This window comes from Nonomuraea sp. 3N208, from assembly GCF_052245935.1.
In the GTDB taxonomy this organism is placed as follows: domain Bacteria; phylum Actinomycetota; class Actinomycetes; order Streptosporangiales; family Streptosporangiaceae; genus Nonomuraea.
Map to the genome: position 1 here is coordinate 56,484 of NZ_JBQQBR010000057.1, position 23,791 is coordinate 80,274.

The following is a 23,791-nucleotide window of genomic DNA, read 5'->3' on the forward strand; positions in this document are numbered from 1 at the left end:
GATGGGCCTAGACCCCGAGCAGCGTGCGGTTGCCGAGGCCGTGCGGGGGCCAGTGTGCGTGCTCGCGGGCGCGGGCACGGGCAAGACCAGGGCGATCACCCATCGCATCGCGCACGCGGTACGCAGCGGTGCCGTCGACGCGCAGAGCGTCCTGGCTGTGACGTTCACCACGCGGGCGGCAGGCGAGTTGCGCCAGCGGCTGCGCGCACTGGGAGCGCCCGGCGTGCAGGCTCGCACCTTCCACGCGGCCGCGCTACGGCAGCTCACCTATTTCTGGCCACGGGTGATCGGCGGCCAGGCGCCCTCGATCATCGAGTCGAAGTTGCCGGTGCTGGCGGAGGCATGCCGCCAGATCCGGAAAAATCCCGACCGGTCCGAGTTGCGGGACATCGCGTCCGAGATCGAGTGGGCCAAGGTCACGCAGATCGGCCCCGAGGACTACGTCGCCGCCGCGGCCAAGCACCACCGCACGCCGCCCACGCCGGCCGAGGAGATCGCCCGGCTCTACGAGGCTTACGAGCATCTCCGGCGCGAGCGTCACCTGGTGGACTTCGAGACCATCCTGGAGCTGACCGCGGCCGTGATGACCGAGCACCAGGAGGTGGCGGCGCAGATCCGCCAGCAATACCGCTATTTCGTGGTCGACGAATATCAGGACGTCAATCCGCTGCAGAAGCTCCTGCTCGACACCTGGCTCGGCGGGCGCGACGACATCTGCGTGGTCGGCGACCCCAACCAGACGATCTACTCCTTCACCGGCGCCAGCCCGCGCTATCTGACCGGGTTCGCGGTGGAGCACCCGCAGGCCGCCGTCATCAAGCTGGTCCGCGACTACCGCTCCACCCCGCAGGTGGTCGACCTCGCCAACCTGGTCATTGCCAAGAGCAGGTCGCCGCACCGCCTCGAACTGCTCGCCCAGCGCCCGGACGGGCCCAAGCCGGTGTTCGCCGACTACGACGACGAGCCGGCCGAGGCCGCTGGGGTGGCCAGGGCCATCAGGAAACTGCTCGACAAGGGTGTGGCGGCGCGCGAGATCGCGGTTCTGTTCCGGGTCAACTCCCAGTCGGAGGCGTACGAGGAGGCTCTGTCCAAGGCCGAGATCCCGTACATGCTGCGCGGCGCCGAGCGCTTCTTCGAACGCCCCGAGGTCCGCCAGGCGGTCGTCCTGCTGCGCGGCGCCGCGCGCTCGGCCTCCGGCGAGCCGCTGGCCTCCGAGGTGCACCACATCCTCGCTGGCGTCGGCCTGACCCCGTCCCCGCCCGGCGGCGGCAAGGCCAGGGAGCGGTGGGAGTCGCTGAAGGCCTTGGCCGACCTGGCGGAGGACGTGGCCGCGGAGGGCGGCGACCTGCCCGCGTTCGTCGCCGAGCTGGAACGCCGGGCCTCCGAGCAGCATGCCCCGCCCGTGGAAGGCGTCACGCTGGCCTCGCTGCACGCCGCCAAAGGCCTGGAATGGGATGCCGTGTTCCTCGTTGGTCTCACCGACGGCATGCTCCCGATCATCTACGCCGAGACTCCGGAGCAGATCGAAGAAGAACGCCGCCTCCTCTACGTCGGCATCACCCGGGCCCGCGAGCACCTGTCACTGTCCTGGGCGCTGGCCCGCGCCCCCGGCGGACGCAAGAGCCGCCGCCCATCCCGGTTCCTCGACGGCCTCACCGGCCGCACCTCCAGTCCGCCTCGCGTGGCACCGGCCGGCCGCGAACGCCGTACGATGGCCGCGCCCGTCAGCTGCCGGGTCTGCGCCAAGACGCTGGTGGCGGCGGCCGAGCAGAAGCTGGGCCGGTGCGCGACCTGCCCGGCGGACTACGACGAGGCGCTGCTGGAGCGGCTGAAGGCGTGGCGAACGGCCACGGCCAAGGAATCCAAGGTCCCGCCGTACGTCATCTTCACGGACGTGACGCTGCAGGCGATCGCGGAGCGGGCGCCGGCGACGGAGCAGGAGTTGCTGTCGATCGCGGGCATCGGCCGCGTCAAGATCGACCGGTACGGCGCCGCGGTCCTGTCACTCTGCCGCTCGTAACGGTTCCGAAATCCCGACAGGGAATCATCGGACAAGCCAGGCCGCATTTGGGACGAAAAGGGCGGCACGTCAAACTTGTCCATGGACCGGTAAGCATGAGGGGGACGGTGACGTGAACGAGGCGCTCAAGGAGCTGCTCGACCTGCTCGACCTGGAGCAGATCGAGCTGGACATCTTCCGGGGAAGGAGCCCCGAGGAGCGCATCCAACGCGTCTTCGGCGGCCAGGTGGCGGCGCAGGCCCTGGTCGCGGCCGGGCGTACGGTCACCGGCGACCGCAACGTGCATTCGCTGCACGCGTACTTCATCCGGCCCGGTGACCCGTCGATCCCGATCGTCTACAACGTGGAGCGCGTGCGCGACGGGCGTTCGTTCAGCACCCGCAGGGTCGTCGCGATTCAGCACGGCAAGGCGATCTTCACGATGTCGGCGTCGTTCCACGTCCTCGAGGAGGGCGCCGAGCACCAGGCGTCCGTGAGGCCCGACGTGCCGGACGCCGAGACGCTGCCCACGTTCCAGGAGCGCATGTTCGAGCTGGTCGGCGACCACCCGGAATTCCGCGACTGGCTGTCGCGGCCCCGGCCGGTGGACTCCCGGCACGCCTCGCCGCTGACCTGGGAGGCGTACAACAAGCCCGAGTTGCGCAGCGCCAAGACCAACGTGTGGTTCCGCTATGACGCCGAGCTGCCCGACGATCCGCTCCTGCACGTGGTGCTGGCCGCATACGCCTCCGACTTCACGCTGGTCGACACGATCCTGCTGGCGCACGGCATGGCCTGGGGCGTCTCGAACATCATGGGCGCTTCACTGGATCACGCCATGTGGTTCCACCGCCCCTTCAGGGCCGACGACTGGCTGCTCTACGCCCAGGAGTCGCCGTGGTCGGCTGGCGCGAGGGGGCTGGCTCGTGGTGAGATGTTCACCGCGTCGGGCGATCTGGTGGTCTCCGTCGTCCAGGAGGCCATGATCCGGCCACTGAAATAGGGCGACGAAGTTACAAAATCGCAGGTCGAAAATATGTTGCCCCTTCCCGGGTTCCCGGTTTAGGGTCATGGTCAAGCGAGTCGGACAGTCCTGTTCCGACGATCTCAGAGAGTGGAGGTGAGCCCCGGTGATCAGCATTCAGATGTCGGCCACGAAGTGGCTCGCTTCCGCATGCCGTGACGCGGTGAGGCTCAGCGATGGGCCGGCCAAGCTGCGGCACGAGAAGTCTGTCCGTAGTCAGGCCGCCGCCTTCTATGCGCGTGCCCACTTCGGCGCGGCTGTGCAAGGCGCTCCCGTCTACGCAGCACGTATCGAACTGCCGGCCAACCAGCTCACCAAGGGTGGACTGTGCGGTCCGCAACCCTGGAGGGATACACCGGTCATAACCTGACCGGCGACAGTAGCCCCCAGGCCGCGGATCCACAGACGGATCCGCGGCCTATTTGTTTGTCCGTGATCCCGACCACCTACGAGGTGCCCGACCAAGATCAAAAAAGATCGACAAAAGGAGAAGAAGATGGGGGCCAAGACGATCATGGACCTGATCGACGAAGCCAAGATCCCCTGTCGTACCGACCCTGACCTGTGGTTCGCCGAGTCGCCGGAGGACGTGGAGTTCGCGAAGGCGCTCTGCGGCGGCTGCCCGATCCAGAAGTCCTGCCTCGACCGCGCGCTCGAGCGCGAGGAGCCGTGGGGCGTCTGGGGCGGCGAACTGATCCTCCGGGGGACCGTCGTTCCCCGTAAGCGTCCGCGCGGGCGTCCCCGCAAGCACCCGGTCGCTGCCTGAACACCACGCAGCTTCTAGCCAGAAAGCGAAAGACCAATGAGAGCTCACGTGACGAGGAGTAACGCAATGTCCGATCTCATCCATGACCTGGTCAATGACCGAATACAAACCCTCCACCGGGAGGCGGAGGAGCAACGCCTCGCCCTGCGCGTCAGTCGCGTGCAGCGGGCGCGGCGAGAGGTCAGGAAGGCCAACGACCGCCTCCGCAAGGCCCTGGGCCGACAGTTCTGACCGGGGAGATCCTGCCGCCGGCGCAGGATCTCCCCGTGAGACCAGGTAGTTGAAGAGCCGGGCGCAACCCAGCGCCCGGCTCTTCCCCTTTCCACGGGTTAGGCGGTGGGCCGCACGTCCCTCCGCACCCCGCGGGCGGGCGAGACGGACTCCTCCTGCGCGGACCAGAGCCGCGCCCCCATCCACGCGACTCCGATCGCCGCCACCACCAGCCCGCTCAGATACACCGGCAGCGGCATCAGGTTCCGCAGCGACCCGGGAATCATCCCCACGGCGTACAGGCTCACGGCCACAACCGGCATCGCCCCGCTCCGGATCGCCGCCACGCTGAACGTCAGCACCCCCATCACCAGCACGACGGACGTGACCAGGAACGCCCGCCCCGTGCTTCCCGCCAGCAGAGCACTTACCGTGCCGCCGCCCAGGTAGGGGAAGACGAAATGAAGGATGTACTCGATGGCGAACGCCCCAGCCAGCCCTGCCGAGTTGAGTACGTAGCCGACGAGCCCGAGACTGCCCGCTGTACCCCGGATGTGCAGGTAGATCCCGGTGATCGCGAGTAAGCCGGTGAGAGCCGCGAACGGTGCGATGGCGTGCGTGAAAGCCGTCTCCGGCAGAAACCCCGCCCGCCTGGCTGAATTGACGACGAGCAGCAGAGCGCAGACGAACCCCGCCGCTCCGGTGACCCGATAGACCCGCATCTCGAAATGCCCCTTCCTTCGGTGATAACGCTCGTTATGATCCGCGTTATCGCCCGATATGGTGAGGGTGTGCCGAGAGACGTAAGCATCCCGAAAGAACTCGGCGCACTGCGCCAGGACCTGCTCGACGCGGCCATACGCGTCCTTCGCGAACATGGCGCGCTCCACCTCACCCTCCGCCGCGTGGCAGACGCCGCCGGAACCTCCACCATGGGCATCTACACCTGCTTCGGCGGCCGCGCCGGCCTCCTGGAGGCGATCTACCGGTACGGCTTCAGCATCCTCCACGAGGCGATGACCAAGTCGCTGAACGGCTCCACGGACCCGATCAGCCGGATCATGGCGGTGGCCTACGGCTACAGGCAGTTCGCCCTGTCCGATCCCGCCCTCTACGCCCTGATGTTCGAACGCCCACTTCCCGACTTCGACCCCTCGCCAGAACAGCGCAACGACGCCCTCAGCCTGACCTTCTCCCTGCTCACCGAGGCCACCCACGCGGCGGCCGAGGCCCATCTCATCCGCTCGATGGACCCCGTGCGCGCGGCATACCTGGTGTGGACCACGATCCACGGCCTGGTCAGCATCGAGCTCACGTGCTCGCTCCGCAGTCCGCTCCCCGGCTGGTTCCTGGACTCGCGCGAGGAAGGCGAACGCGTCCTCACCGACGGCGTCAACGCCCTCCTCTCGGGCCTCGCATAATGCATGTGCGCTCGTCTGCTCCCTCCCCGCAGATCAGCTCCCAAGGCGAGGAATTGACCGCGCAAGGCCTCAGATACCGCACGGCGCGAACCTCACCTGATCTCCGGCCATGCATCGCGAGCCTCGATGCACGGGTCGCGACACCGAAGTAGGCAGGAAACCGCCCCGCGCGCGCAGTCGTGACATGGCCCTGCGCTGCGGGCCATGTCACGGTCTGCGGTGCGGGTGTGACATCGCCACCGGGTGCGGGCAGGGGTGCTGCGCCCGGCGACGCCGGCCGCCTGGGATCGTGTCCTGGGTACAGGCGGGTCATCACCATCGGGCGCGGGCAGGTGGGACAGGCTCGTGGGCACGGGCGGGGTCATCACCACGGGCCGGGGAGGTGGCCGGGGTTGCAACCGGGCGCGGGCGCGGAAGCCCGTTAGCCGATTGCCAAGGGCTGGTCGTCGGGGTCGTCGGCGAAGCCGGGGACCCAGCGGATCACCTCGTCGCGGAAGCGGGCCGTAGTGCCCAGTTGGCAGAGCACGCCCACGCCTGCCGCATGCACCCGATGGATGAGCACGTACGACGCCGGCAAGTTGAGCTGACGCACCACGTTGCCGGGGCGCAGGTCCGTGACGCTGGCCGCCTGGGCCTGGAGCCACTCCCGGCTGAAGGTGAACTCCTCCACGGCCGTCGGCTCCACGTACGGCGCGAGGAAGGCACGCAGCGCGTCGGGGTCGATCTCGATGCCGCTTCGGATGAAGCCCTCCTGGCGCAGCCCCGTCACGACGGTTTCCATGTCGCCGTGGTTGAAGATGCGCATTAACTGCCCGAAGACCCTGGGGTAGCCATCAGGCAGGCGGTTGACCGCGCCGAAGTCCAGGACGCCGAGCTTGCCGTTGGCCAGCATGCGGAAATTGCCAGGGTGCGGGTCGGCGTGGAGCATCCCCACCCGAGCCGGCGAGCAGAACAGGAAACGTACGAAGAGCAAGCCGGCGTGGTCGCGTTCTTCTTTGGTGCCCTCGGTGATGATGCGCGACAGCGGAGTGCCGTCCATCCACTCGGTGACCAGGACCATTTCGTTGGCCGCGATCACGTCAGGGACGTGGAAATCGGGATCGCCGTCGAACTCGAGGGCGAAGGCATGTTGGGCCTCGGCCTCCCGGAAATAGTCGAGCTCCTCCGCGATCCGCTCACGCAGCTCCGACAGCACGGACTTCATGTCGAGGCCGGGCAGTAAAACGCCGAACAGCTTGCCCAGGCGGGCCAGCTGGGCGAAGTCGCCGAGCAGGGCCTTGCCCGCCCCCGGGTACTGGATCTTGACGGCCACCTCCCTGCCGTCGTGCCACACGGCCTTGTGCACCTGGCCGATGGAGGCGGCGGCGGTCGGCTGGTCGTCGAACGAGCGGAAATTGTCCCGCCAGTCGTCGCCCAACTGCTCCGTGAGCACCTTGTGGACGGTGGACACGGGGAGCGGGGGAGCGGCGTCCTGCAGCTTGGTCAAGGTGGCGCGGTAAGGGCCGACGATCTCCTGCGGAAGCGCCGCCTCGAAGATCGACAGCGCCTGCCCGAGCTTCATCGCGCCGCCCTTGAGCTCGCCGAGCACCTTGAAGACCTGCTCGGCCGTACGCTGCTGGACTTCCTGCGCCACGATCTCGGCGGACTTGCCGCCGAGGCGTTTGCCCAATCCGAGGGCGGCGCGACCGGCGAACCCGAGGGGAAGCGTGGCCAACTTGGCAGAACGCGTGACAGCACGGCGCGGAAGATCGCTCACACTGATGCGCGGAACCTCGGCAGAGATGCCGCTTCCCCCCTTCGTGGTCGTCCCCGGAACCCGTCAGTCGCGTTTGGGCGACATGACCATTCTTAGCGAATAAGGATCGTTTCGCATACAACGACATTGCGGGTGTATGCGCCAGTCCTGCCTTTTCCAGTGCCAATCAGGTGATACGTCCATTGTGCCGTTGGTCACAGCGGGCTCCTTGCCGTCGAGGTGAGCAAGCGCATGCCCGGTCGCCTCCGCCGCGACCAGGGTCGCGAGCGTCGTGTCGCAGGCGATCTCGCCGGGTGGGTAGCCGCCCAGCCGAGCGGTGACGATCGGCCAGGCCGGGTCGAGGTCGCGACGGGTCAGGTCCAGGCAGTGCAGGCATGCCGTCTCGCCGGGCAACACCAGCGGGCCGACCGTGCCGTGACCTTCGAAGGCGGATGCCAGCAGGTGGGGGATGCCCAGGCAGATCAGCTCGTTGACCAGAACGCCGTCCATCGGGCCGACGGGCGCGAGGATGACCAGGTCGGGACGGTCCGACCGGTCTCCCAGGTAGGTTCCTCCGGCCAGCACCTCGACCGCCGGCCTGACCAGCTCCTGCCCGTCGATCCGCCGGTCCTTCCGCCTCCTGCGGACGGCAGGCTGTGCCCCACTTTCTCCCCGGCCCCCTGCACTCCCGTGCGTCTGGGTCCCGTGGGCCGGGGTCCTCTGCGCCTGGGTTCCGTGAGTCCCCTGGGCCGGGGTGCCCTGCGCCTGGCTCCCCTGGGCCGGCGTCTGCGCCTCGGTCCCCTCTACCTTGGTCCGCTGCGCCTCGCTGCGGCCCCCGTCTGCGGTGTGTGCTGTTTCGGGGTGTCCCAGTGGTGCGGTCCGGCGTTGGCCCTGCCTGCGGTCCGTACGAGTCTGCGCGCCTGAGGCGGGCACGGCGGCAGCCGGGGGCGATGAAGGGAGCGGGACGGCCGGGGAGGCGGTAGGCCTCCCCGGCGTGCTGGCAGCTGACCGCCGATCGCCCTGCGACGGCGCGCTGCGTCGCTGGCCGGGCAAGCCGGACGCCATCGAAGCCGAGCCCGTGGCGCCGGGCTGTGCGGCGCGCGAGCCGGTGGCGCCGGGCTGCGGGACGCGTGAGCCCGTGGTGCCGGGCTGCGGGACGCGCGAGCCGGTGGTGCCGGGCTGTGGGGCGGGCGAGCCGGTTGCGCCGGGCTGCGGGACGCGCGAGCCGGTTGCGCCGCGCCAGCCCGACGTCAACCTGCGGGCCGCCGCCACCGCGCCCACCTCCCGCGTCAGACCCAGCTCCGACCACGTCAGCCCGCCGGGTGTGATGTCGCCCGCCCGGACGGCGCCCGGGTCGATCACCCGGATGTGCCCCACACCGGCGGCCGCCAGCAGGACGACGATCTGCGCCCCGACCCGCCCGGCCCCATAGACCCGCACCCGGGCGGCCCGGCGCCGCATCAGGAGCCCGATTCCGCCCTCGGGTGAGGTCGAGGCCAGGTCAAGGGCATCGAGGTCGGGTCTCAAACGGTCACGTTCGGCCAGCGCGAGGTCGCGCAGGGGCGCGGGGCTGGTGGCGGCGTCGTGAAGGGCGCCTTGGGCGGTGAGCTGGTCGAGCAGGGAACGGGCGCGGCACTCGTCGAGCCCGGCGGCGTTGGCCGCGTCGAGGACGCGTGCCAGGTCACGGGTGCCGTCGAGGCCCTCGATCCACTGCTGGACTGATCGGGCCAGGCCGGTCAGCTTGATGGCGCGGAGCGGGTGCACGCCGTATTGCAGGGTGTGCTCGTCGCGGATGATGCGCCGGAGGGCGGGCTTCACACGTGGCCTCATGGCGGGAAAGGTTCGCACGTCGCAGCAAGATCCCGAGCCGGTTCCGCTCCGCCTGTGGATAACTTCTGGGCCTGGCCGGCGGAGGGCCTTTGCCCGGTGCGGCCCCGTCAGGAGCGAGGCGAAGGATTAAGATCCGGTAAATCAAGCTTTCCCAAAGAATGACCTACGGTCCCCTGCCGGCCGTCGCTTCGAAGATCGCCCAGTAACCGTGTCGATTGCCGCAAGTCTGCCCAAAGTGGCCCAGAATCAAGACCATCAAGGCCGGGAACCCGCGCTGTGCTGGGAATCCATGCCCACTCCATCACCACGACCCCGTCCGACCTGCTGGAGCGCCTGGCCGCGCATCGGGAAAGGCGCGTGCCCAAATTCACCGGGTCTTAATCATCTGACCAGCAGAAACAACGTGCACCCTCTGTGGAATTTCGCCGGTCTCGGCTACCGTGCATATGTGCCCCCCGAGACAGTCGAGGTTCGTCGCAGTTCTCGTCGCCGGCGTACGGTTTCCGCCTACCGCGACGGCGACAAGACGATCGTGCTCCTGCCCGCCTGGCTGAGCGGTGAAGACGCGGATGAATGGGTGAGCCGGATGCTGGATCGGCTGGCCGCCAAGGAAAGCAGGCGAAGGCCGACCGACGAGGGCCTGCTGGAGCGGGCCAAGGAGCTGTCGGCGAAATATCTCGACGGCAAGGCCGAGCCCGAGAGCGTGCGCTGGGTCGACAACCAGCAGCACCGCTGGGGCTCCTGCACTCCGGAGAACGGAACGATCCGGATCTCGACCCGCCTCAAGGGCCTGCCCGAATGGGTCATCAACTACGTGATCATCCACGAGCTCGTGCACCTGCTCGTGCCCAGCCACGGCGCCAAGTTCTGGGCGCTGGTGGAACAGTATCCGAAAGCGGAGCGGGCGCGCGGGTTCTTGGAAGGGTTCTCCGCCGCGGCCCACACGGCGCCGGAGGAGTGTTGACACGCATCGCCGCGGTCCTCGTACGTCAGCACATGGCACAGGCGGCGCCGCCGGGCATCGACCCGGGGGAGTTCCTCGAGGCGATGGCCGAGGACACCTACGAGATGGTCGCGGGACTCGAGCTCGTCACCCCCGTCCTGATCACCAGCGTGCCCGGCATGGATGAGATCGTCTGGCCCGGCACCGAGGTCGTCACGATCGCGGAGGACGAGCCGTTGCAGGCCGTGCTCAGCCGGCTCAAGGCCGATCAGGCGGCCGTGATCTGCGGTGACGCGCCCGACCTGCCGCCCCTGCTGGTCGGCAAGCTGTTCAGGGAGCTCGGCAGGGCCGAGATCACCGTCTGCCCGGCGGAGAACGGCGGCGCCGTGGCCCTGGCCTGCGCACTCCCCGCGCCCGCCTGGGCCGCCCCGGACCTGGACGAGGAGAACGTGGTGGCCGCGTTGCGCGCCCAGGCTCCCGGACCGCGGAGGGTCGCCACCACCCCGGGCTGGCACCGCCTGCGCACGCCGCAAGACGTCGAACGCCTGGATCCCGGCCTCGAGGGTTGGGACAACACCAGGGCGCTGATCAGCGCACGGTGAGCGAGCCTACTCAGGGCACGGTCAGCGCGGCCAGCACGGCGCGATGGTCGGTCTCGGGCACGTCGCGCACGCTGACCTCCCGTACGCCCACCCGCTGGTCCACCAGCACGTGGTCGATCGTGATGATCGGCGGCACCCGCTTGTTGGCCGGCCACGTCGGGATCAACCCGGCCCCCACCTGAGCGGCGGCGTCCTTGTAGCCCCTGGCCAGCAGCCTACGCAGGGCCGCGTGGTCGAGGGAGGCGTTGAAGTCGCCCGCCAGGATCCGCACCCGTCCGGGTGAGGCGGACGGCAGGGCGGCCAGTGTCTCGTTCCACTGGGTGACGTTCGGCCCGAGCGGCGGGTAGGGGTGCACGTCGACCACCTCGATCGGGTTCCCGCCCGGCAGCGACACCAGCGCGGCGGGCATCTTGTGCCCGACCGGCGGCACCACGTCAGGCAGCTGCTCCATGGCGTGCTTGGAGTAGAGCCCGCTGCCGCCGGCGCTCCACTCGTCCTCCAGCACGCGATGCGGCATTAACTCCTTGAGCCCGGCCGCGTCCAGGTCGGAGACCGCCCCAGGCGTCAGCTCCTGCGTGCTCAGCACGTCGGGGGCGAACTCCCGGACCAGCTTCATGATCCCTTCGATGTCCGCCCGGCCGTAAAGCATGTTGATCGTCATGACCTTGAGCGGCCGGCCGGCCGTCCCCTCGGCCGTGCCCAGCGCCCTGGGCAGCACGCTGAAGCCGAGTGCGGTCGTGGTGAGTAACGCCACGGCGGTGGCGGCGCGTTTGCGTCCGACCGCGGCGATGAGGAGGGGGACCAGCGAGCCGGCCGCCGCGTACGGGGTCGCGGTCATGATCTGGGTAGGCAGCGACCCCCGCTCCAGCCCAGCCACCCTGGCGACCGCCCACGCCGCGAACGGGGTCACGGCCACCCACGTCAGCGCCGACCCGGGGAACCTCCGGCGTCTGCGAACGGGCGTCACGATCGTGCCGCCAATGGGCGACTCAGCCGCAGTGCTCACCAAATCCCCCTCTGGACCCCACCCCTGGAGAACGACGCAATGGACTCTAGCCAACAGCGCGCGAACCAGAGCCGAGCACGGCCTGTCCACGTTTGGCCAAGCGCCGCGTCGCGTCGTCCGACAGATCGGGGATCTCGTCGACGGGGAACCAGCGCAGGTCCAGCGACTCTTCGCTGATCACCGCCTCGGCGCCGGGCGGCGCCACGGCCGCGTACTCGACGTCGAGGTGCCAGCTGTTCGGCGGGTGGCACCACACGACGTGCTTGTCCACCGCCAGCGGCCCAGGCAGCAGCTCAAGTCCGAAAATTCCGGACTCCTCCCAGGCTTCGCGCAGCGCCGCGGCCGCGAGCGAGGTGTCGGAGACCTCGCAGTGCCCGCCCATCGGCAACCACATCCCGGCCTTCGGATGCAGCGTGAGCAGCACCTGCGTGCCGTCGTGCGACAGCACCGCCGTCGTCGCCGTCAAGTGCCCGGGCACGCACGCGCGCAACATCGCGTCGTCGTGCGCCTGCAGGTGGTCGAGGAACTCCTTGCGCAGCGCCTCTTCCTCGGGCGTGGGCGCGGTCCAGGCGGACAGCACCGCCACCGCGTCGCGGTGCAGGCTCAACTCTTGTCGCCCTCGCCCTCGCCGTCGCCCGGCTCGCGCTGGTCGCCCTGCTCGCCTTCAGCCTCGGTGCCGCCCGGCTTGCCCTCGAACTGGGAGATGTCCCAGGCTGCCTCGCCGCGGACGAACGCCTCGGGGTCGTCGAGGTCGTCGGCCGTCGGCATGAGATCCGGGTGGCCCCACAACGCGTCGCGCCCGTCGATCCCGCGCCCGCTCTCCAGCGCCCGCCACAGCGCCGCCGCCTCGCGCAGCCGCCGGGGCCGCAGCTCGAGCCCCACCAGCGTCCCGAACGTGAGCTCGGCGGGGCCGCCGGTGGCCCGGCGCCTGCGTACGGTCTCGGCCAGGGCGACGGAGGAGGGCAGCTTGCCGTCGGCGGCCCGGTCGACCACTGTGGCGACCCAGCCCTCGACCAGGGCGAGCATCGTCTCCAGCCGCGCCAGGGCGGCCTTCTGCCGCTCGGTCTCCTCAGGCTTGAGCAGCTTGCCGCCGCTCAGCGCCTCCTGGATCGCCTCGGGGTTGTTGATGTCGAGCCCGCGGATCTGCTCTTCGAGCGCGGAGGTGTCGAGCGTGATGCCCTTGGCGTATTCCTCGACCGCGCCCAGCAGGTGCGAGCGCAGCCACGGCACGTGCTGGAACAGCCGGTGGTGAGCGGCCTCGCGCAGCGCCAGGTAGATCCTGATCTCTTCGGCCGGGATCTCCAGGCCTTCGCTGAACGAGGCGATGCCGCCGGGCAGCAGCGCGGCCGTGTCGGACAACGGCAGGCCGATGTCGGTCGTGCCGACCACCTCGCGGGCGAGCGAGCCGATGGCCTGCCCGATCTGCTGGCCGACCATCATGCCGCCCATTTGCTTGAGCATGCCCATGAGAGGGCCGGCCATCTGCTGGGCCTCGGGCGGCAGGCCCGAGCCGCCGAGAGCGCCGCCCATGGTCTCGACCATGCGCTCGGCGATCGGTTCGCAAAGTTTGCGCCAAATCGGGATGGTGTTCTCGATCCATTCGGATCGGCTCCAGGCCTGCGGGTTGGCCACGCCGCTGGGCAGCGCGGTCGCCTCGTTGAGCCACAGGTCGGCCAGGCTCAGCGCCTCCACGATCTGGCGGCGCTCGCCTTCCATGACGCTCGGATCGCCCTCGGCCACCACGGCATGCCGGGCGATGTTCTTCGCCATGTCCCAGTTGACAGGGCCTGAACCCTGGGGCGCCGACAACATGTCGGCGAACTGGCGCATCGCCTGAGCCATCTGCTCAGGGTTGCCGAACATGGCGAACGGGTTCTCGTTAGGGTCGTTTTCGCGACCTGGCAGGTCAGTCACCGCTCTACCTCGTGCAGGATGGAGGAGTCCACATCCGCCACGTTAGTCGTCCTACGGCGGATCAGTGCAAAGTGAGGACCTGGTGCCTACCTCGAAACGCCCGCGCCAACCCGTCGTCGCCGTCACGGGCGCGGCCTCCGGCATCGGCCGCGAGCTGCTCGCAAGGCTCGTATCCTCTGCGGGTTTCCGCAGGGTGGTGGCCATCGACGAGCAGCGTGGTGACGTTCAGGAAGCCACGTGGAGAGTGATCGACGTACGGGATCCGCTCTTGGCGAACCGCATCTCGGACATCGACGTGCTGGTCCATCTGGCCGGCGACTACGCGGTCGACTCAGACCCGGCGGAGCGGCGGGCGTACAACCTGCGCGCCGCCCAGACGGTGCTGACGGCGTGCGCCGCGGCACGCGTGCGCCGTGTGGTGTTGGTCACGAGCGCGATGGTGTACGGCGCCGCGCCCGACAACGAGGTGCCCCTGCCAGAGGACGCCCCGGTGGCGGCCGAGCCCGACACCGGCGTCGTCGGCGACTACCTGGAGATCGAGTCCCTGGTACGCAGGTCGCTGCGCAGCCATCCCGGGCTCGAGGTCACCGTGCTGCGCCCGGCGGCGATCGTCGGCCCGGGCGTCGACACCGTGATCACCCGCCACTTCGAGTCGCCCAGGCTTCTGACCGTCAAGGGCTGCACCCCGCACTGGCAGTTCTGCCACGTCGAGGACCTGGTCTCGGCGCTGGAGCTGGCCGCGCGCGGCGTCGTCACCGGTGTCGTGGCGGTCGGCTCCGACGGGTGGCTGGAGCAGGAGCAGGTCGAGGAGCTGTCCGGCATCCGCAGGTTCGAGCTGCCTGCGGGGCTGACGTTCGGCACGGCGCAGCGGCTCCACAGGCTCGGCATCACCCCGGCGCCCGCGACCGACCTGCACTACGTCGTCTACCCGTGGGTCGTGGACTGCACGGCGCTGCGTGAGGCGGGCTGGAAACCGTCGTGGACCAACGAGGCGGCGCTCGAGCAGCAGCTGGAGCTGCTGGAGAAGAGGACGACCGTGGTCGGCAGGCGGCTTCCCGTCAAGGAGGCCACGCTCACCGCGGCCGGCGCCACCGTCGCCGTCATCGGCACCGCCGCGATCGTCCGTCAGGTGCGCAAAAAGCGGCGTCAGTAACAGTTAGGCTTCTTCTCGTGGACGTCATCCGGTTGCTCGGCATTCGCGACACCCCCCTGTCCGTGGACGAGGTGCTGGCCGCGGTGGGCGACCACGCCGCGGGCGGCACCACGATCTTCGTGGGCACCGTGCGGGAGCAGGACCACGGCAAGCCTGTGACCGGGCTCTCCTACTCCGCGCACCCCACGGCGGAGGCCGAGCTGCGCGCGGTGGCGGAAAAGGTCGCCGCCGACTTCCCCGTGACGGCGCTGGCCGCCGTGCACCGGGTGGGCGATCTGGAGCTGGGTGACACGGCCGTCATCGTCGCGGTGGCCGCCCCGCACCGGGACGAGGCGTTCAAGGCCTCCCGCAGGCTGATCGACGACCTCAAGGCGCAGGTCCCGATCTGGAAACACCAGGTGTTCGCCGACGGCGAGACCGAGTGGGTCGGCGCCTGCGAATAGGCTCATCATCATGTCACGACGTGCCCTTACCCTGCTGCTCGCGGGATTCCTCGTGCTCGCGCTCGGGGTGGTGGGAGCGTTTCGCCCGGTCCCGTATGTCGTGCTGAGCCCCGGCCCGACCGAGAACACCATCGGCGAGGTCGACAAGAAGCCCGTGATAGCGATCAAGGGCCGCCAGACCTACCCCACCACCGGCGCGCTGAGCCTGGTGACGGTGGCCTACCAGGGCGGCCCGGCCGCCCAGATCGACCTGCTGACGGCGTTGCGCGGCTGGATCGACCCCACCGTGGCGGTGGTCCCGCAGGAGACCATCTTCGCTCCCGACCGGGACCCCAAGGACGTCGAGGAGGAGAACACGGTCGAGATGACCAACTCCCAAGACTCCGCCGCCGCGGCCGCGCTCACCGAGCTCAAGATCCGCTACAGCATGGTCGTGACCGTCTTGTCCACGGAGAAGGGCAAGCCCGCTGACGGCAAGTTGCAGAAGGGCGACGAGATCAACTCCGTCGACGGCAAGGCGGCCACGGACGTCAACGTGGTGAGCAATGCGGTCAAGGCGCACAAGCCCGGCGAGAGCGTGGTCTTCAACGTCACCAGGGGCAAGGAGAAGCTCGATGTCACCCTGCAGACAGTGGCGGCCAAGGGGCAGCCCCAGGTGGGCGTGGTCATGCAGGCGAAATACAAGTTCCCGTTCGACGTCGACATCAATGTGGGCGACGTCGGCGGGCCAAGCGCGGGACTGATGTTCTCGCTCGGCATATTCGACAAGCTCACGCCCGGTGAGCTCACGGGCGGCAAGAAGATCGCCGGCACCGGCACCATCCAGCCGACGGGCGAAGTCGGCGCGATCGGCGGCATCCAGCAGAAAATGGTGGGGGCCAAGGATTCCGGCGCGACCATATTCCTGACCCCCGCCGACAACTGCGCCGAGGCCATGAAGGCCGTTCCCGACGGCCTTCGGCTGGTCAAAGCGGATACCCTGCATGACACAGTGCTGGCGCTTGACGCGTTGCGCACGGGCAACGGAAACGTGCCCGCGTGTGAGGCCGGATGAAACTTCTGGCGACCGCCATGCGTTAGCCGTATGGCTGACCTAGCGGTGTAGGTTGCCAGAACACGGACCGTTTCTTCATCACGACGAGGGGTTGGCCTTGAGCTTCCGGACCCCAGGAGCCGGCAGGGCGATGCGCTTGCCCCGCCGGCCACGACTGCTTCTACCTGTCGCGATCGCCCTCGTGGCGATAGTGGCGTTGTTCTTCCTGTTTTCCGGTTTCTATACCGACTATTTGTGGTTTGACGCTGTCGACTACTCGTCGGTGTTCACCGGGGTGGTGCTGACCCAGATCGTGCTGTTCTTGGTCGGGGCGCTGCTGATGGTCGCGATCGCCGGCGGCAACATGCTGCTGGCGTTCCGCATGCGGCCGATGTTCGGGCCGGCGATGTTCGGTGGCGCCAGCGGCGCCGACCGCTACCGCATGGCGCTCGACCCCCACCGCAAGCTGATCTTCATCGTCGGCATGGGACTGCTCGCGCTCTTCTCCGGCTCCTCGTTCTCGGGGCAGTGGCAGACGTGGCTGAAGTTCATCAACGGTGTGCCTGTCGGCCAGCAGGACAGGCTGCACGGGTTCGACATCTCGTTCTACATGTTCGACCTGCCGTTCATCCGGATGGCGCTGAACTTCCTGTTCACCGCCGTGGTCATCTCGGCCATCCTGGCGGCGATCACGCACTACCTCTACGGCGGGTTCCGCCTGCAGTCGCCGGGTGTGCACGCCTCCAAGGCGGCGCGAGTGCACCTGTCCGTGCTGCTCGGCGTCTTCGTGCTGCTCAAGGCCGTCGCCTACTGGGTCGACCGCTACAGCCTGGTCTTCTCCGACCGCGGTTTCGTGCACGGCGCGTCCTACACCGACGTCAACGCGGTCCTGCCGGCCAAGACCATTCTCGCGATCATCGCGCTGATCTGCGCCGTGCTGTTCTTCGCCGGCGTGGTGCGGCCCGGCGGCATGCTGCCCGGGGTCTCCTTCGGCCTGCTCGTGCTCTCGGCCATCCTGATCGGCGGCGTCTACCCGGCGCTGGTCGAGCAGTTCCAGGTCAAGCCCAACCAGCAGGGCAAGGAGGCGCCCTACATCCAGCGCAACATCGAGGCCACGCGGCAGGCGTACAACGTCGACAAGACCGAGGTCGAGACCTACAACGCCCAGGCCGACCCGACCAAGGTCCAGGCCGGCGGCGACACCTCGGTCTCCGGTGTGCGGCTGCTCGACCCTGCGCTGGTTTCGTCGACGTACGAGCAGACCCAGCGCATCCGCGGTTTCTACAACTTCGCAGAGCCGCTCGACGTCGACCGCTACCCCGACAGCACCGGCAAGATGATCGACCACGTCGTCGGCGTCCGGGAGCTGACCGGCCCGGACACGGGCCAGAACAACTGGATCAACCGGCACCTGGTCTACACCCACGGTTACGGCTTCGTCGCCGCGCCGGGCAACAAGGTCGACTCCAGCGGCCTGCCCGACTACGACGCCAAGGACATGCCGGTCACCGGCCCGCTGGTCACCAGCACCAAGCTCAAGGAGCCGCGGGTCTACTACGGCGAGGACGACACCTCCGCCGACTACGTCATCGCCGGCGGCAACCCGAACAACCCGCAGGAGCTCGACTTCCCGAAGACGGGCGGCACCGGCCAGGAGAACACCACTTACACCGGCGGCGGCGTGCCCGTCGGATCGTTCTTCAACAGGCTGCTCTACGCCGCCAAGTACGGCGAGGCCAACATCGTGCTCTCGGGCGACGTCAACGACAACTCCAAGATCCTGTACGAGCGCAACCCGCGTGACAGGGTCCAGAAGGTCGCCCCGTTCCTCACGCTCGACGGCAACCCCTACCCGGCGATCGTCGACGGCCGCATCGTCTGGATCGTCGACGGCTACACGACGTCCAACGACTACCCGTACTCGCAGAGCGAGAGCCTCGACGACATGACGCGCGACACGACCACCGACCGCCGCGTGATCGCCCAGCAGCCGAGCGACAAGATCAACTACATGCGCAACTCGGTCAAGGCCACGGTCGACGCCTACGACGGCACGGTCAAGCTCTACGGCTGGGACACCAACGACCCGGTGCTGAAGACCTGGAGCGCGGCCTTCCCCGGCATCATCCGCCCGGCCTCGGAGATGAGCGCCGAGCTGCGCAACCACGTGCGCTACCCGGAGGACCTGTTCAAGGTGCAGCGCTACACCCTGTCGCGCTACCACATCACCGACCCGGCCGCCTTCTACAGCGGCCAGGACTTCTGGAACGTCCCCGGCGACCCCACCCAGGGCGACAAGAACATCAAGCAGCCGCCCTACTACCTGACCACCACGATGCCGGGCGGCACACCGGCGTTCTCGCTGACGACGACGTTCGTGCCACGTCAGGGGCCCAACCTGGCGGCGTTCATGGCGGTCGACTCGTCGGCCGGATCCGGGTACGGGCGCATCCGCATCCTGCGGATGCCGTCGAGCACTCCCATCCCCGGCCCTGGACAGGCACAGAACTCCTTCCAGAGCCGGTTCGCGGGTGAGCTCAACCTGCTGGGCGTCGGCGCCTCGTCGGTCCGCTACGGCAACCTGCTGACGCTCCCGTACGCGGGCGGCCTGGTCTACATCGAACCGGTGTACATCCAGGTGGCCGCGGGCGGCGGGCAGGAGCCGTACCCGATCCTGCAGCGCGTGCTGGTGTCGTACGGCAGCAAGATCGGTGTGGGCCGCACGCTGGACGAGGCCCTGAAGGAGGTCTTCGGCGAGCAGGAGCAGCAACAGCAGCAGCCCGACCAGCAGCAACAGACCCAGCCCAACCAGACCAGCACGGCGCTCAACACGGCGATCGCCAACGCCAGGAAGGCCTACGAGGACGCCCAGAAGGCGCTGCAGGCCAGCCCGCCGGACTGGGACGCCTATGGCGAGGCTCAGAAGCGGCTGGAGGAGGCGCTGAAGGCGCTGCAGAGCGCCAACGTGCAGCAGCCGGCGCCTACGGCCAGCCCGACCGCCACGCCCACCACGACGCCGACGGGGTCGCCATCGCCCACGGGATCACCACAGGCGCAAGGCACGTCTTAGCCCTTCCGTTTGCGTTAACCCCGTGCCGCCGTCTAGTCTTAAGGCACAACGCGACGCGGGGTGGAGCAGTTCGGTAGCTCGCTGGGCTCATAACCCAGAGGTCGCAGGTTCAAATCCTGCCCCCGCTACCACGTCGAGAGGCCCGGGAAACCGGGCCTCTCGTTATTTTTGGCGTGGGATGCGTTTACTGGCGCGAGCACTCGCTCCGGGGCTGTATAGTTATAAACGTAAGACACCAACGCGGGGTGGAGCAGTTCGGTAGCTCGCTGGGCTCATAACCCAGAGGTCGCAGGTTCAAATCCTGCCCCCGCTACCAAGACAAGACCCGGTCTCCGTAAATGGAGACCGGGTTTTGTGTTTTAACCTTCCGGGTCAGGCCGGCATGGCAACTTCCCAGGCTTATGGCTCGTTCTCTTTTCAGGGAACCATGGCCACCGTGGAGGTCACCGTGAGCGCGTCCCCATTACGGTCTCTGGCGATAAAAGCGGTCCGCCGGCCGGCGGTCTGGAGAAAGAGCGCGTTCGTGCCGGCGATCGTCTTCACCGGCGCGCATCGCGAGGCCCAGGTCCGGATATTCACCGGAGCAGTCTCCGCAGATGTGCCATACGCGGACGTGAGTGCCGACCACAATGGCCAGGCCGCCACGTTCAGGGAGTTGATCGACCGGGCAGCAGGGGAGAAGGGCGATCTCGGGGGGCGCGTCCATGGTTCCCTGTTGCCGGCGCCGAGGTTTCCGCTCACCCAGATCATCCTGCTGGCGCTGCGCATCCACGAACAGCAGGCGCAGGCACGTAAGGACACCGGGAGCGACCAGGAGGATCTCGTGCTCGACGGGGTAAGAGCTGCTGGTGTTTGAGTGTGCATAAGGGTGCATGAAGTGCCCTTAGTTGCGTCGTGTCCGGAGTGCGGACGTGACGGCGGGCACGCGGGTATGGGCAGTCCTCATCGTAAAGCGCTGGTGTATCAGAGCAGCCTGACGGTTCCGGTCCACCCCTTCGGTCTGTGGATGAGTCTGCCGACGGTATCGCGCGTATGTTCTACCCGACTGGTCAACTCTTGGTATTCTTGCGGTCACACAATGTGAAATCCTGAGCGGAGAGGCGGGTGCAGGTCATGCGGGCATGCCGGTTCGGTGGTGATCCGCAGGTGCTGACCGTGTGGTGCGCCCGCTGGTCGGCCTCGGGCCGTGCCGGCCTCGGGTGGGAGCGTGCCGCGCATGAGTGAATTGCGCGCGATCGAGGCGCCGTTCGTCGCTGGCGGTCCGTCCGGGGTGGCCGTCCGCGACTGGCTCAAGAACCTCACTGCCGAGGACGAGCAGGTGCTGCGCATGGTGGGCGCGCAGCTGGGCGCGCTGGCCTGCGGTGATGTGAAGACGCGCTGCGCTGATGGGCTGGCGCACGACCACCAGGCGTGGGCGGCCCGCAAACGCGAGCTGACCGCGTTGTCGTCGGCGCGCTGGGCCGGGGCCATCACCAAGGCCAGCCACGATCAATGGGCGCTGGCCCGCCGCTGCCAGGCCGCGCACATCGCCGACCTGCAAGCCGCCATCGCCACCATCCGGCACCGGCTGTCGCTTCCCGTGGGCCAGAAGGGAACCCGAAACGCTCCGGGCGGATACCGCTCCCGGCAGGAGTGGCACGCCAAGAGCCGCCGCCTGCACGTGCTGCAGGACCGGCTACAGCGGGAGAAGGCCGACCAGCAGGCCGGGATCGTACACATCGTGCGCGGCGGCAAACGCCTGGCCCGCACCCGACACCACCTGCACGCCGCCGGCCTGACCAAGACCGAATGGCGGCAGAAATGGCAGGCCGCACGCTGGTTCCTCGCCGCCGACGGCGAAAGCGGCAAGCGCTACGGCAACGAGACCATCCGCATCACCCCCGACGGCGAGGTGTCCATCCGGCTGCCCACCCCGCTGGCACACCTGGCCAACGCACCCCACGGCCGCTACACCCTGACCACCCGGGTGACCTTCGCGCACCGGGGCACCGCATGGGCCGATCGGATCGAAGCCAATCGGGCCGTGGCCTACCGCTTCCACCTGGATGTGCAGCGCGGACGCTGGTACATCACCGCCTCCTGGCAGATCCCGCCGGCCCCGGCCCTCCCCCTGGCGGCCGCGCTCGCCCACGGCGTGATCGCCGTGGACACCAACGCCGACCACCTGGCCGCCTGGCGCCTCGATGTCCACGGCAACCCTGTCGGCAACCCCCGCCGCTTCGCCTACGAGTTGAGCGGGAACGCCGAGCACCGCGATGCCCAGGTCCGCCACGCCCTGACCCGGCTGCTGCACTGGGCCCGACCTGCGGCGTGAGCGCAATCGCCATCGAAGACCTGGACTTTCAGGCGGAGAAGACCCGGGAGAAGCACGGCCGCCGCAAACGCTTCCGCGAGCTGATCTCCGGCATGCCCACCGGCAGGCTGCGCGCCCGGCTGACCGCGATGGCCGAGGCCACCGGCATCGCCATCATCGCCGCCGACCCGGCCTACACCTCCCAGTGGGGTGCCCAGCACTGGCAGGCCCCACTGACCAGCAAGAAACGCATGACCACTCGTCACGACGCGGCCGCCGTGGCGATCGGCAGACGCGCTCTCGGGCACCCGATCCGGCGACGGACGGCACCGCCCCCTGCTCACCGGAGCGATGAGCAGGGGCATCGGACCGCCCAGGCCCGAGCGGGCACCCGCGGGCGTGAGGAACCCCGCCCCCGCATCCCCGGACCACGGACACGATCCGCGCCGCCCGGATACGGCCAGAACGCGGGCGACCAGAACGCTCAACACCGTTCGGAGCGTTCGGCTGAGCACCTGCAACTCATGCTCAGTCCTTAGGAACGGTCTGCCGTCCGAAGGGCTCGGACGTCAACTGCAGCCGACTGGCCACCCCATCCGAACACAAGTAGTCTCCTGGCCCGGCCACGCCAAAGGGCTTGTCCGGAGATCCGGACGATGATTACATCATTACATGACTGATGACACAGCACCGACACTGTATGAGTGGGCGGGCGGCACCGAGGCGTTCGAGCGGCTGACCGAGGTGTTCTACCGCACCGTGATGAAGGACGACTTGATCGGGCCGTTGTTTGCGCACATGGACCCAGATCATCCCAAACATGTGGCCATGTGGTTGAGCGAGGTGTTCGGCGGCCCCGACCGCTACACCAAGGAACGTGGCGGCTATCCCAACATGCTTCGCCACCACCTCGGCAAGGCGATCACCGAGCAGCAGCGCCGCAGGTGGGTGAGCCTGCTCATGGACGCCGCCGACGAGGTGGGGCTGCCCGACGACCCCGAGTTCAGGGCGGCGTTCGCCGGCTACATCGAATGGGGCACCCGGCTGGCCAAGCACAACTCGCAGCCCGGGGCCACACCTCCGCCGCAGGCGCCGGTGCCGCACTGGGGCTGGGGAGTCGCTCCGCCGTACCAGCCTTAACTTGGAACTGACGGAGCCCGGCATGGGGTACCGGTTCCAGTCGTGGCCCTCAGACCTTGCCAAGGATCATCGCGATGGCTTTCTGCACGGACCAGCCAAGCAGCAGGAGGCCGAAGACGACCTGCGCGATGCGCATCCAGGGGGCAGAGAACTCGTCCGCATAAATCACCACGCCAACGCACATCAGGCCGAAAATCCCGACCAGGATGATTGCCGCCCAGTTCAACCCCCGTTTCCACATATGCGCAGTCTTGCAGTGTGGGGTGAAAGAGCTGGTATGTCCGGAGTCGTCATCCAGTCACCGGCGAGGCAACATGTGTCGGGCCGGGTGGCCTACTTGCGGAGGGTCCTGTGCGTGCCGATGCATCGGCGCAGGCGCATGCCGCGAGGACGCTTGGGAACACCATCCTCCATGGCGACGAGCAGCGCGGCCCCCGCACGAGCGTCGGACAGGATGCGCTGCGTGGCCTCGCCGTCCTCGGGCAGTTCACCCTGCTCGGCCAACTCGCGCCTGAGGAACGTCAAGGGGTCCGGCGCGTCCACGGCCTCGGCCGCCACCGAAGTCCGCGCGGCCGTGAGGAGATGCAGGTATTGGGCCCGCAGTACGGCCTCGCGCATGCGGGAGTGCTCGAGGTCGTCGATCAGAGTCCTGGCGATTCTCAGCAGGTCCCCGGCATGGGTTGCCTCGTCGGCGAGGAAGGCGCGGATGTCGTCGAACTCCGAGCGGGTCATGGCGGACACCTCCGAGAGCGCAGTCTGCTCGTGAGTACTTCGTACCTGGGGGCGGTTGCGGATGACTTGATGCCCGCTTGCCCTGGTGTCGCGACGCGTGGACATGACAGAGGTTTGAGGGTCAGGTGGTGAGGGAAGGACCTCATGATTACCTGAGTTGCACGAAGTGGGCGCCGCAGGCTGCTAGAGTTGCTTCGCGCAGGGCGGCCGAGGGTTCGCTGGAACCCCCGGGGGATGCCCGAGCAAATCCCACTTCCTTCTAGGTCATCCGGGACGATTCGCATCACTCCGGATGAGCTGGTAAGTTAGAGGGGTTGTCCCGGAAACGGGGCGAGCTTAATTCCTGCAGATCTAGCGAGTCCGGTCAATTTGACAGGGAATCGGGTGGCTGTAAGAATTAAGACATAACGCAAGACCGAAACGAAACGCCGGAAAACGCGTCCGTTTCTTGAGAACTCAACAGTGTGTTAAAAGCCA

24 protein-coding genes and 2 tRNA genes are annotated in these 23,791 nt (G+C 68.3%); 18 read left to right on the plus strand and 8 right to left on the minus strand.

Annotation, left to right across the window (positions count from 1 at the left end; translation table 11 throughout):
- Window position 1: 1 nt before the first annotated feature.
- The 5 genes from ACTWPT_RS52010 (at window position 2) to ACTWPT_RS52030 (ending at window position 4,020) form a co-directional block, all read left to right on the plus strand.
- On the plus strand, window positions 2–2,020 hold the full coding sequence (locus ACTWPT_RS52010; RefSeq protein WP_443185019.1) for an ATP-dependent DNA helicase UvrD2: 2,019 nt from the start codon (window positions 2–4) through the stop codon (window positions 2,018–2,020).
- A 112-nt stretch (window positions 2,021–2,132) separates the two neighbouring features.
- The gene (locus ACTWPT_RS52015; protein WP_443184996.1) at window positions 2,133–3,002 is read left to right on the plus strand and encodes an acyl-CoA thioesterase; all 870 of its coding nucleotides are present in this window, start codon (window positions 2,133–2,135) and stop codon (window positions 3,000–3,002) included.
- A 127-nt stretch (window positions 3,003–3,129) separates the two neighbouring features.
- Window positions 3,130–3,393, plus strand: a complete 264-nt coding sequence (locus ACTWPT_RS52020) for a hypothetical protein (protein ID WP_443184997.1) — start codon at window positions 3,130–3,132, stop codon at window positions 3,391–3,393.
- Window positions 3,394–3,519: 126 nt separating this feature from the next.
- Window positions 3,520–3,789 (plus strand): WhiB family transcriptional regulator, encoded by a 270-nt coding sequence (locus tag ACTWPT_RS52025; RefSeq protein ID WP_305924160.1) that lies wholly within the window; start codon window positions 3,520–3,522, stop codon window positions 3,787–3,789.
- 66 nt (window positions 3,790–3,855) lie between these two features.
- Entirely contained in the window at window positions 3,856–4,020 is a 165-nt protein-coding gene (locus ACTWPT_RS52030) for a hypothetical protein (protein ID WP_443184998.1), read from the plus strand.
- 98 nt (window positions 4,021–4,118) lie between these two features.
- On the opposite strand, the gene ACTWPT_RS52035 is transcribed toward ACTWPT_RS52030, so the two are convergent.
- Entirely contained in the window at window positions 4,119–4,721 is a 603-nt protein-coding gene (locus ACTWPT_RS52035; RefSeq protein WP_443184999.1) for a hypothetical protein, read from the minus strand.
- 69 nt (window positions 4,722–4,790) lie between these two features.
- On the opposite strand from ACTWPT_RS52035, the gene ACTWPT_RS52040 reads away from it, so the two are divergent.
- Entirely contained in the window at window positions 4,791–5,420 is a 630-nt protein-coding gene (locus ACTWPT_RS52040) for a TetR/AcrR family transcriptional regulator (RefSeq protein ID WP_443185000.1), read from the plus strand.
- Between the two features lie 421 nt (window positions 5,421–5,841).
- Here the strand turns inward: ACTWPT_RS52040 and ACTWPT_RS52045 are convergent, their stop codons facing one another.
- Together ACTWPT_RS52045 and ACTWPT_RS52050 are read right to left on the minus strand one after the other, a co-directional pair.
- Window positions 5,842–7,134: an ABC1 kinase family protein gene (locus ACTWPT_RS52045; RefSeq protein ID WP_443185001.1), complete on the minus strand. Its 1,293-nt coding sequence runs from the start codon at window positions 7,132–7,134 to the stop codon at window positions 5,842–5,844.
- Between the two features lie 105 nt (window positions 7,135–7,239).
- Window positions 7,240–8,985 carry a ThiF family adenylyltransferase gene (locus ACTWPT_RS52050; RefSeq protein ID WP_443185002.1) on the minus strand — a complete coding sequence of 582 codons (1,746 nt, stop codon included), beginning with the start codon at window positions 8,983–8,985 and terminating at the stop codon, window positions 7,240–7,242.
- A gap of 448 nt (window positions 8,986–9,433) precedes the next feature.
- On the opposite strand from ACTWPT_RS52050, the gene ACTWPT_RS52055 reads away from it, so the two are divergent.
- Together ACTWPT_RS52055 and ACTWPT_RS52060 are read left to right on the plus strand one after the other, a co-directional pair.
- Entirely contained in the window at window positions 9,434–9,949 is a 516-nt protein-coding gene (locus ACTWPT_RS52055; RefSeq protein ID WP_443185003.1) for a M48 metallopeptidase family protein, read from the plus strand.
- Window positions 9,946–10,530 carry a DUF2064 domain-containing protein gene (locus tag ACTWPT_RS52060; RefSeq protein ID WP_443185004.1) on the plus strand — a complete coding sequence of 195 codons (585 nt, stop codon included), beginning with the start codon at window positions 9,946–9,948 and terminating at the stop codon, window positions 10,528–10,530. The genes ACTWPT_RS52055 and ACTWPT_RS52060 overlap by 4 nt, the downstream gene beginning before the upstream one ends.
- Window positions 10,531–10,540: 10 nt before the next feature.
- Here ACTWPT_RS52060 and ACTWPT_RS52065 read toward each other — a convergent pair whose 3' ends face one another.
- Genes ACTWPT_RS52065 through ACTWPT_RS52075 form a run of 3 tightly spaced genes read right to left on the minus strand, consistent with a single transcriptional unit; the run spans window position 10,541 to window position 13,450 of the window.
- Complete coding sequence (locus tag ACTWPT_RS52065) at window positions 10,541–11,536, minus strand: endonuclease/exonuclease/phosphatase family protein (protein WP_443185005.1); 996 nt, start codon at window positions 11,534–11,536, stop codon at window positions 10,541–10,543.
- Window positions 11,537–11,582: 46 nt separating this feature from the next.
- Window positions 11,583–12,143 (minus strand): NUDIX hydrolase, encoded by a 561-nt coding sequence (locus ACTWPT_RS52070; protein WP_443185006.1) that lies wholly within the window; start codon window positions 12,141–12,143, stop codon window positions 11,583–11,585.
- Complete coding sequence (locus ACTWPT_RS52075) at window positions 12,140–13,450, minus strand: zinc-dependent metalloprotease (RefSeq protein ID WP_443185007.1); 1,311 nt, start codon at window positions 13,448–13,450, stop codon at window positions 12,140–12,142. Before ACTWPT_RS52075 ends, ACTWPT_RS52070 begins: the two co-directional genes overlap by 4 nt.
- Window positions 13,451–13,529: 79 nt before the next feature.
- Between ACTWPT_RS52075 and ACTWPT_RS52080 the strand changes: the two genes are divergently transcribed.
- The 10 genes from ACTWPT_RS52080 to ACTWPT_RS52125 all read left to right on the plus strand — a co-directional run bounded on the left by ACTWPT_RS52080 (window position 13,530) and on the right by ACTWPT_RS52125 (window position 22,582).
- Window positions 13,530–14,603: an NAD-dependent epimerase/dehydratase family protein gene (locus ACTWPT_RS52080; protein WP_443185020.1), complete on the plus strand. Its 1,074-nt coding sequence runs from the start codon at window positions 13,530–13,532 to the stop codon at window positions 14,601–14,603.
- A 17-nt stretch (window positions 14,604–14,620) separates the two neighbouring features.
- Entirely contained in the window at window positions 14,621–15,046 is a 426-nt protein-coding gene (locus tag ACTWPT_RS52085; RefSeq protein ID WP_443185008.1) for a molybdenum cofactor biosynthesis protein MoaE, read from the plus strand.
- Window positions 15,047–15,056: 10 nt separating this feature from the next.
- Complete coding sequence (locus tag ACTWPT_RS52090; RefSeq protein ID WP_443185009.1) at window positions 15,057–16,100, plus strand: YlbL family protein; 1,044 nt, start codon at window positions 15,057–15,059, stop codon at window positions 16,098–16,100.
- Window positions 16,101–16,230: 130 nt separating this feature from the next.
- The gene (locus tag ACTWPT_RS52095) at window positions 16,231–19,149 is read left to right on the plus strand and encodes a UPF0182 family membrane protein (RefSeq protein ID WP_443185010.1); all 2,919 of its coding nucleotides are present in this window, start codon (window positions 16,231–16,233) and stop codon (window positions 19,147–19,149) included.
- Window positions 19,150–19,203: 54 nt separating this feature from the next.
- Window positions 19,204–19,280, plus strand: a tRNA-Met gene (locus tag ACTWPT_RS52100).
- Between the two features lie 108 nt (window positions 19,281–19,388).
- Window positions 19,389–19,465: transfer RNA gene (locus ACTWPT_RS52105), tRNA-Met, on the plus strand.
- Window positions 19,466–19,576: 111 nt separating this feature from the next.
- Window positions 19,577–20,005, plus strand: coding sequence for a hypothetical protein (locus ACTWPT_RS52110; RefSeq protein ID WP_443185011.1), 429 nt, complete (start codon window positions 19,577–19,579; stop codon window positions 20,003–20,005).
- 360 nt (window positions 20,006–20,365) lie between these two features.
- Window positions 20,366–21,463, plus strand: coding sequence for a hypothetical protein (locus tag ACTWPT_RS52115; protein WP_443185012.1), 1,098 nt, complete (start codon window positions 20,366–20,368; stop codon window positions 21,461–21,463).
- Window positions 21,460–21,981, plus strand: coding sequence for a hypothetical protein (locus tag ACTWPT_RS52120; protein WP_443185013.1), 522 nt, complete (start codon window positions 21,460–21,462; stop codon window positions 21,979–21,981). The genes ACTWPT_RS52115 and ACTWPT_RS52120 overlap by 4 nt, the downstream gene beginning before the upstream one ends.
- 133 nt (window positions 21,982–22,114) lie before the next feature.
- Complete coding sequence (locus tag ACTWPT_RS52125) at window positions 22,115–22,582, plus strand: group II truncated hemoglobin (protein WP_443185014.1); 468 nt, start codon at window positions 22,115–22,117, stop codon at window positions 22,580–22,582.
- Window positions 22,583–22,631: 49 nt separating this feature from the next.
- On the opposite strand, the gene ACTWPT_RS52130 is transcribed toward ACTWPT_RS52125, so the two are convergent.
- Together ACTWPT_RS52130 and ACTWPT_RS52135 are read right to left on the minus strand one after the other, a co-directional pair.
- Window positions 22,632–22,808: a hypothetical protein gene (locus ACTWPT_RS52130; protein WP_443185015.1), complete on the minus strand. Its 177-nt coding sequence runs from the start codon at window positions 22,806–22,808 to the stop codon at window positions 22,632–22,634.
- A 107-nt stretch (window positions 22,809–22,915) separates the two neighbouring features.
- Window positions 22,916–23,314, minus strand: coding sequence for a hypothetical protein (locus tag ACTWPT_RS52135; RefSeq protein ID WP_443185016.1), 399 nt, complete (start codon window positions 23,312–23,314; stop codon window positions 22,916–22,918).
- Window positions 23,315–23,791: the final 477 nt, after the last annotated feature.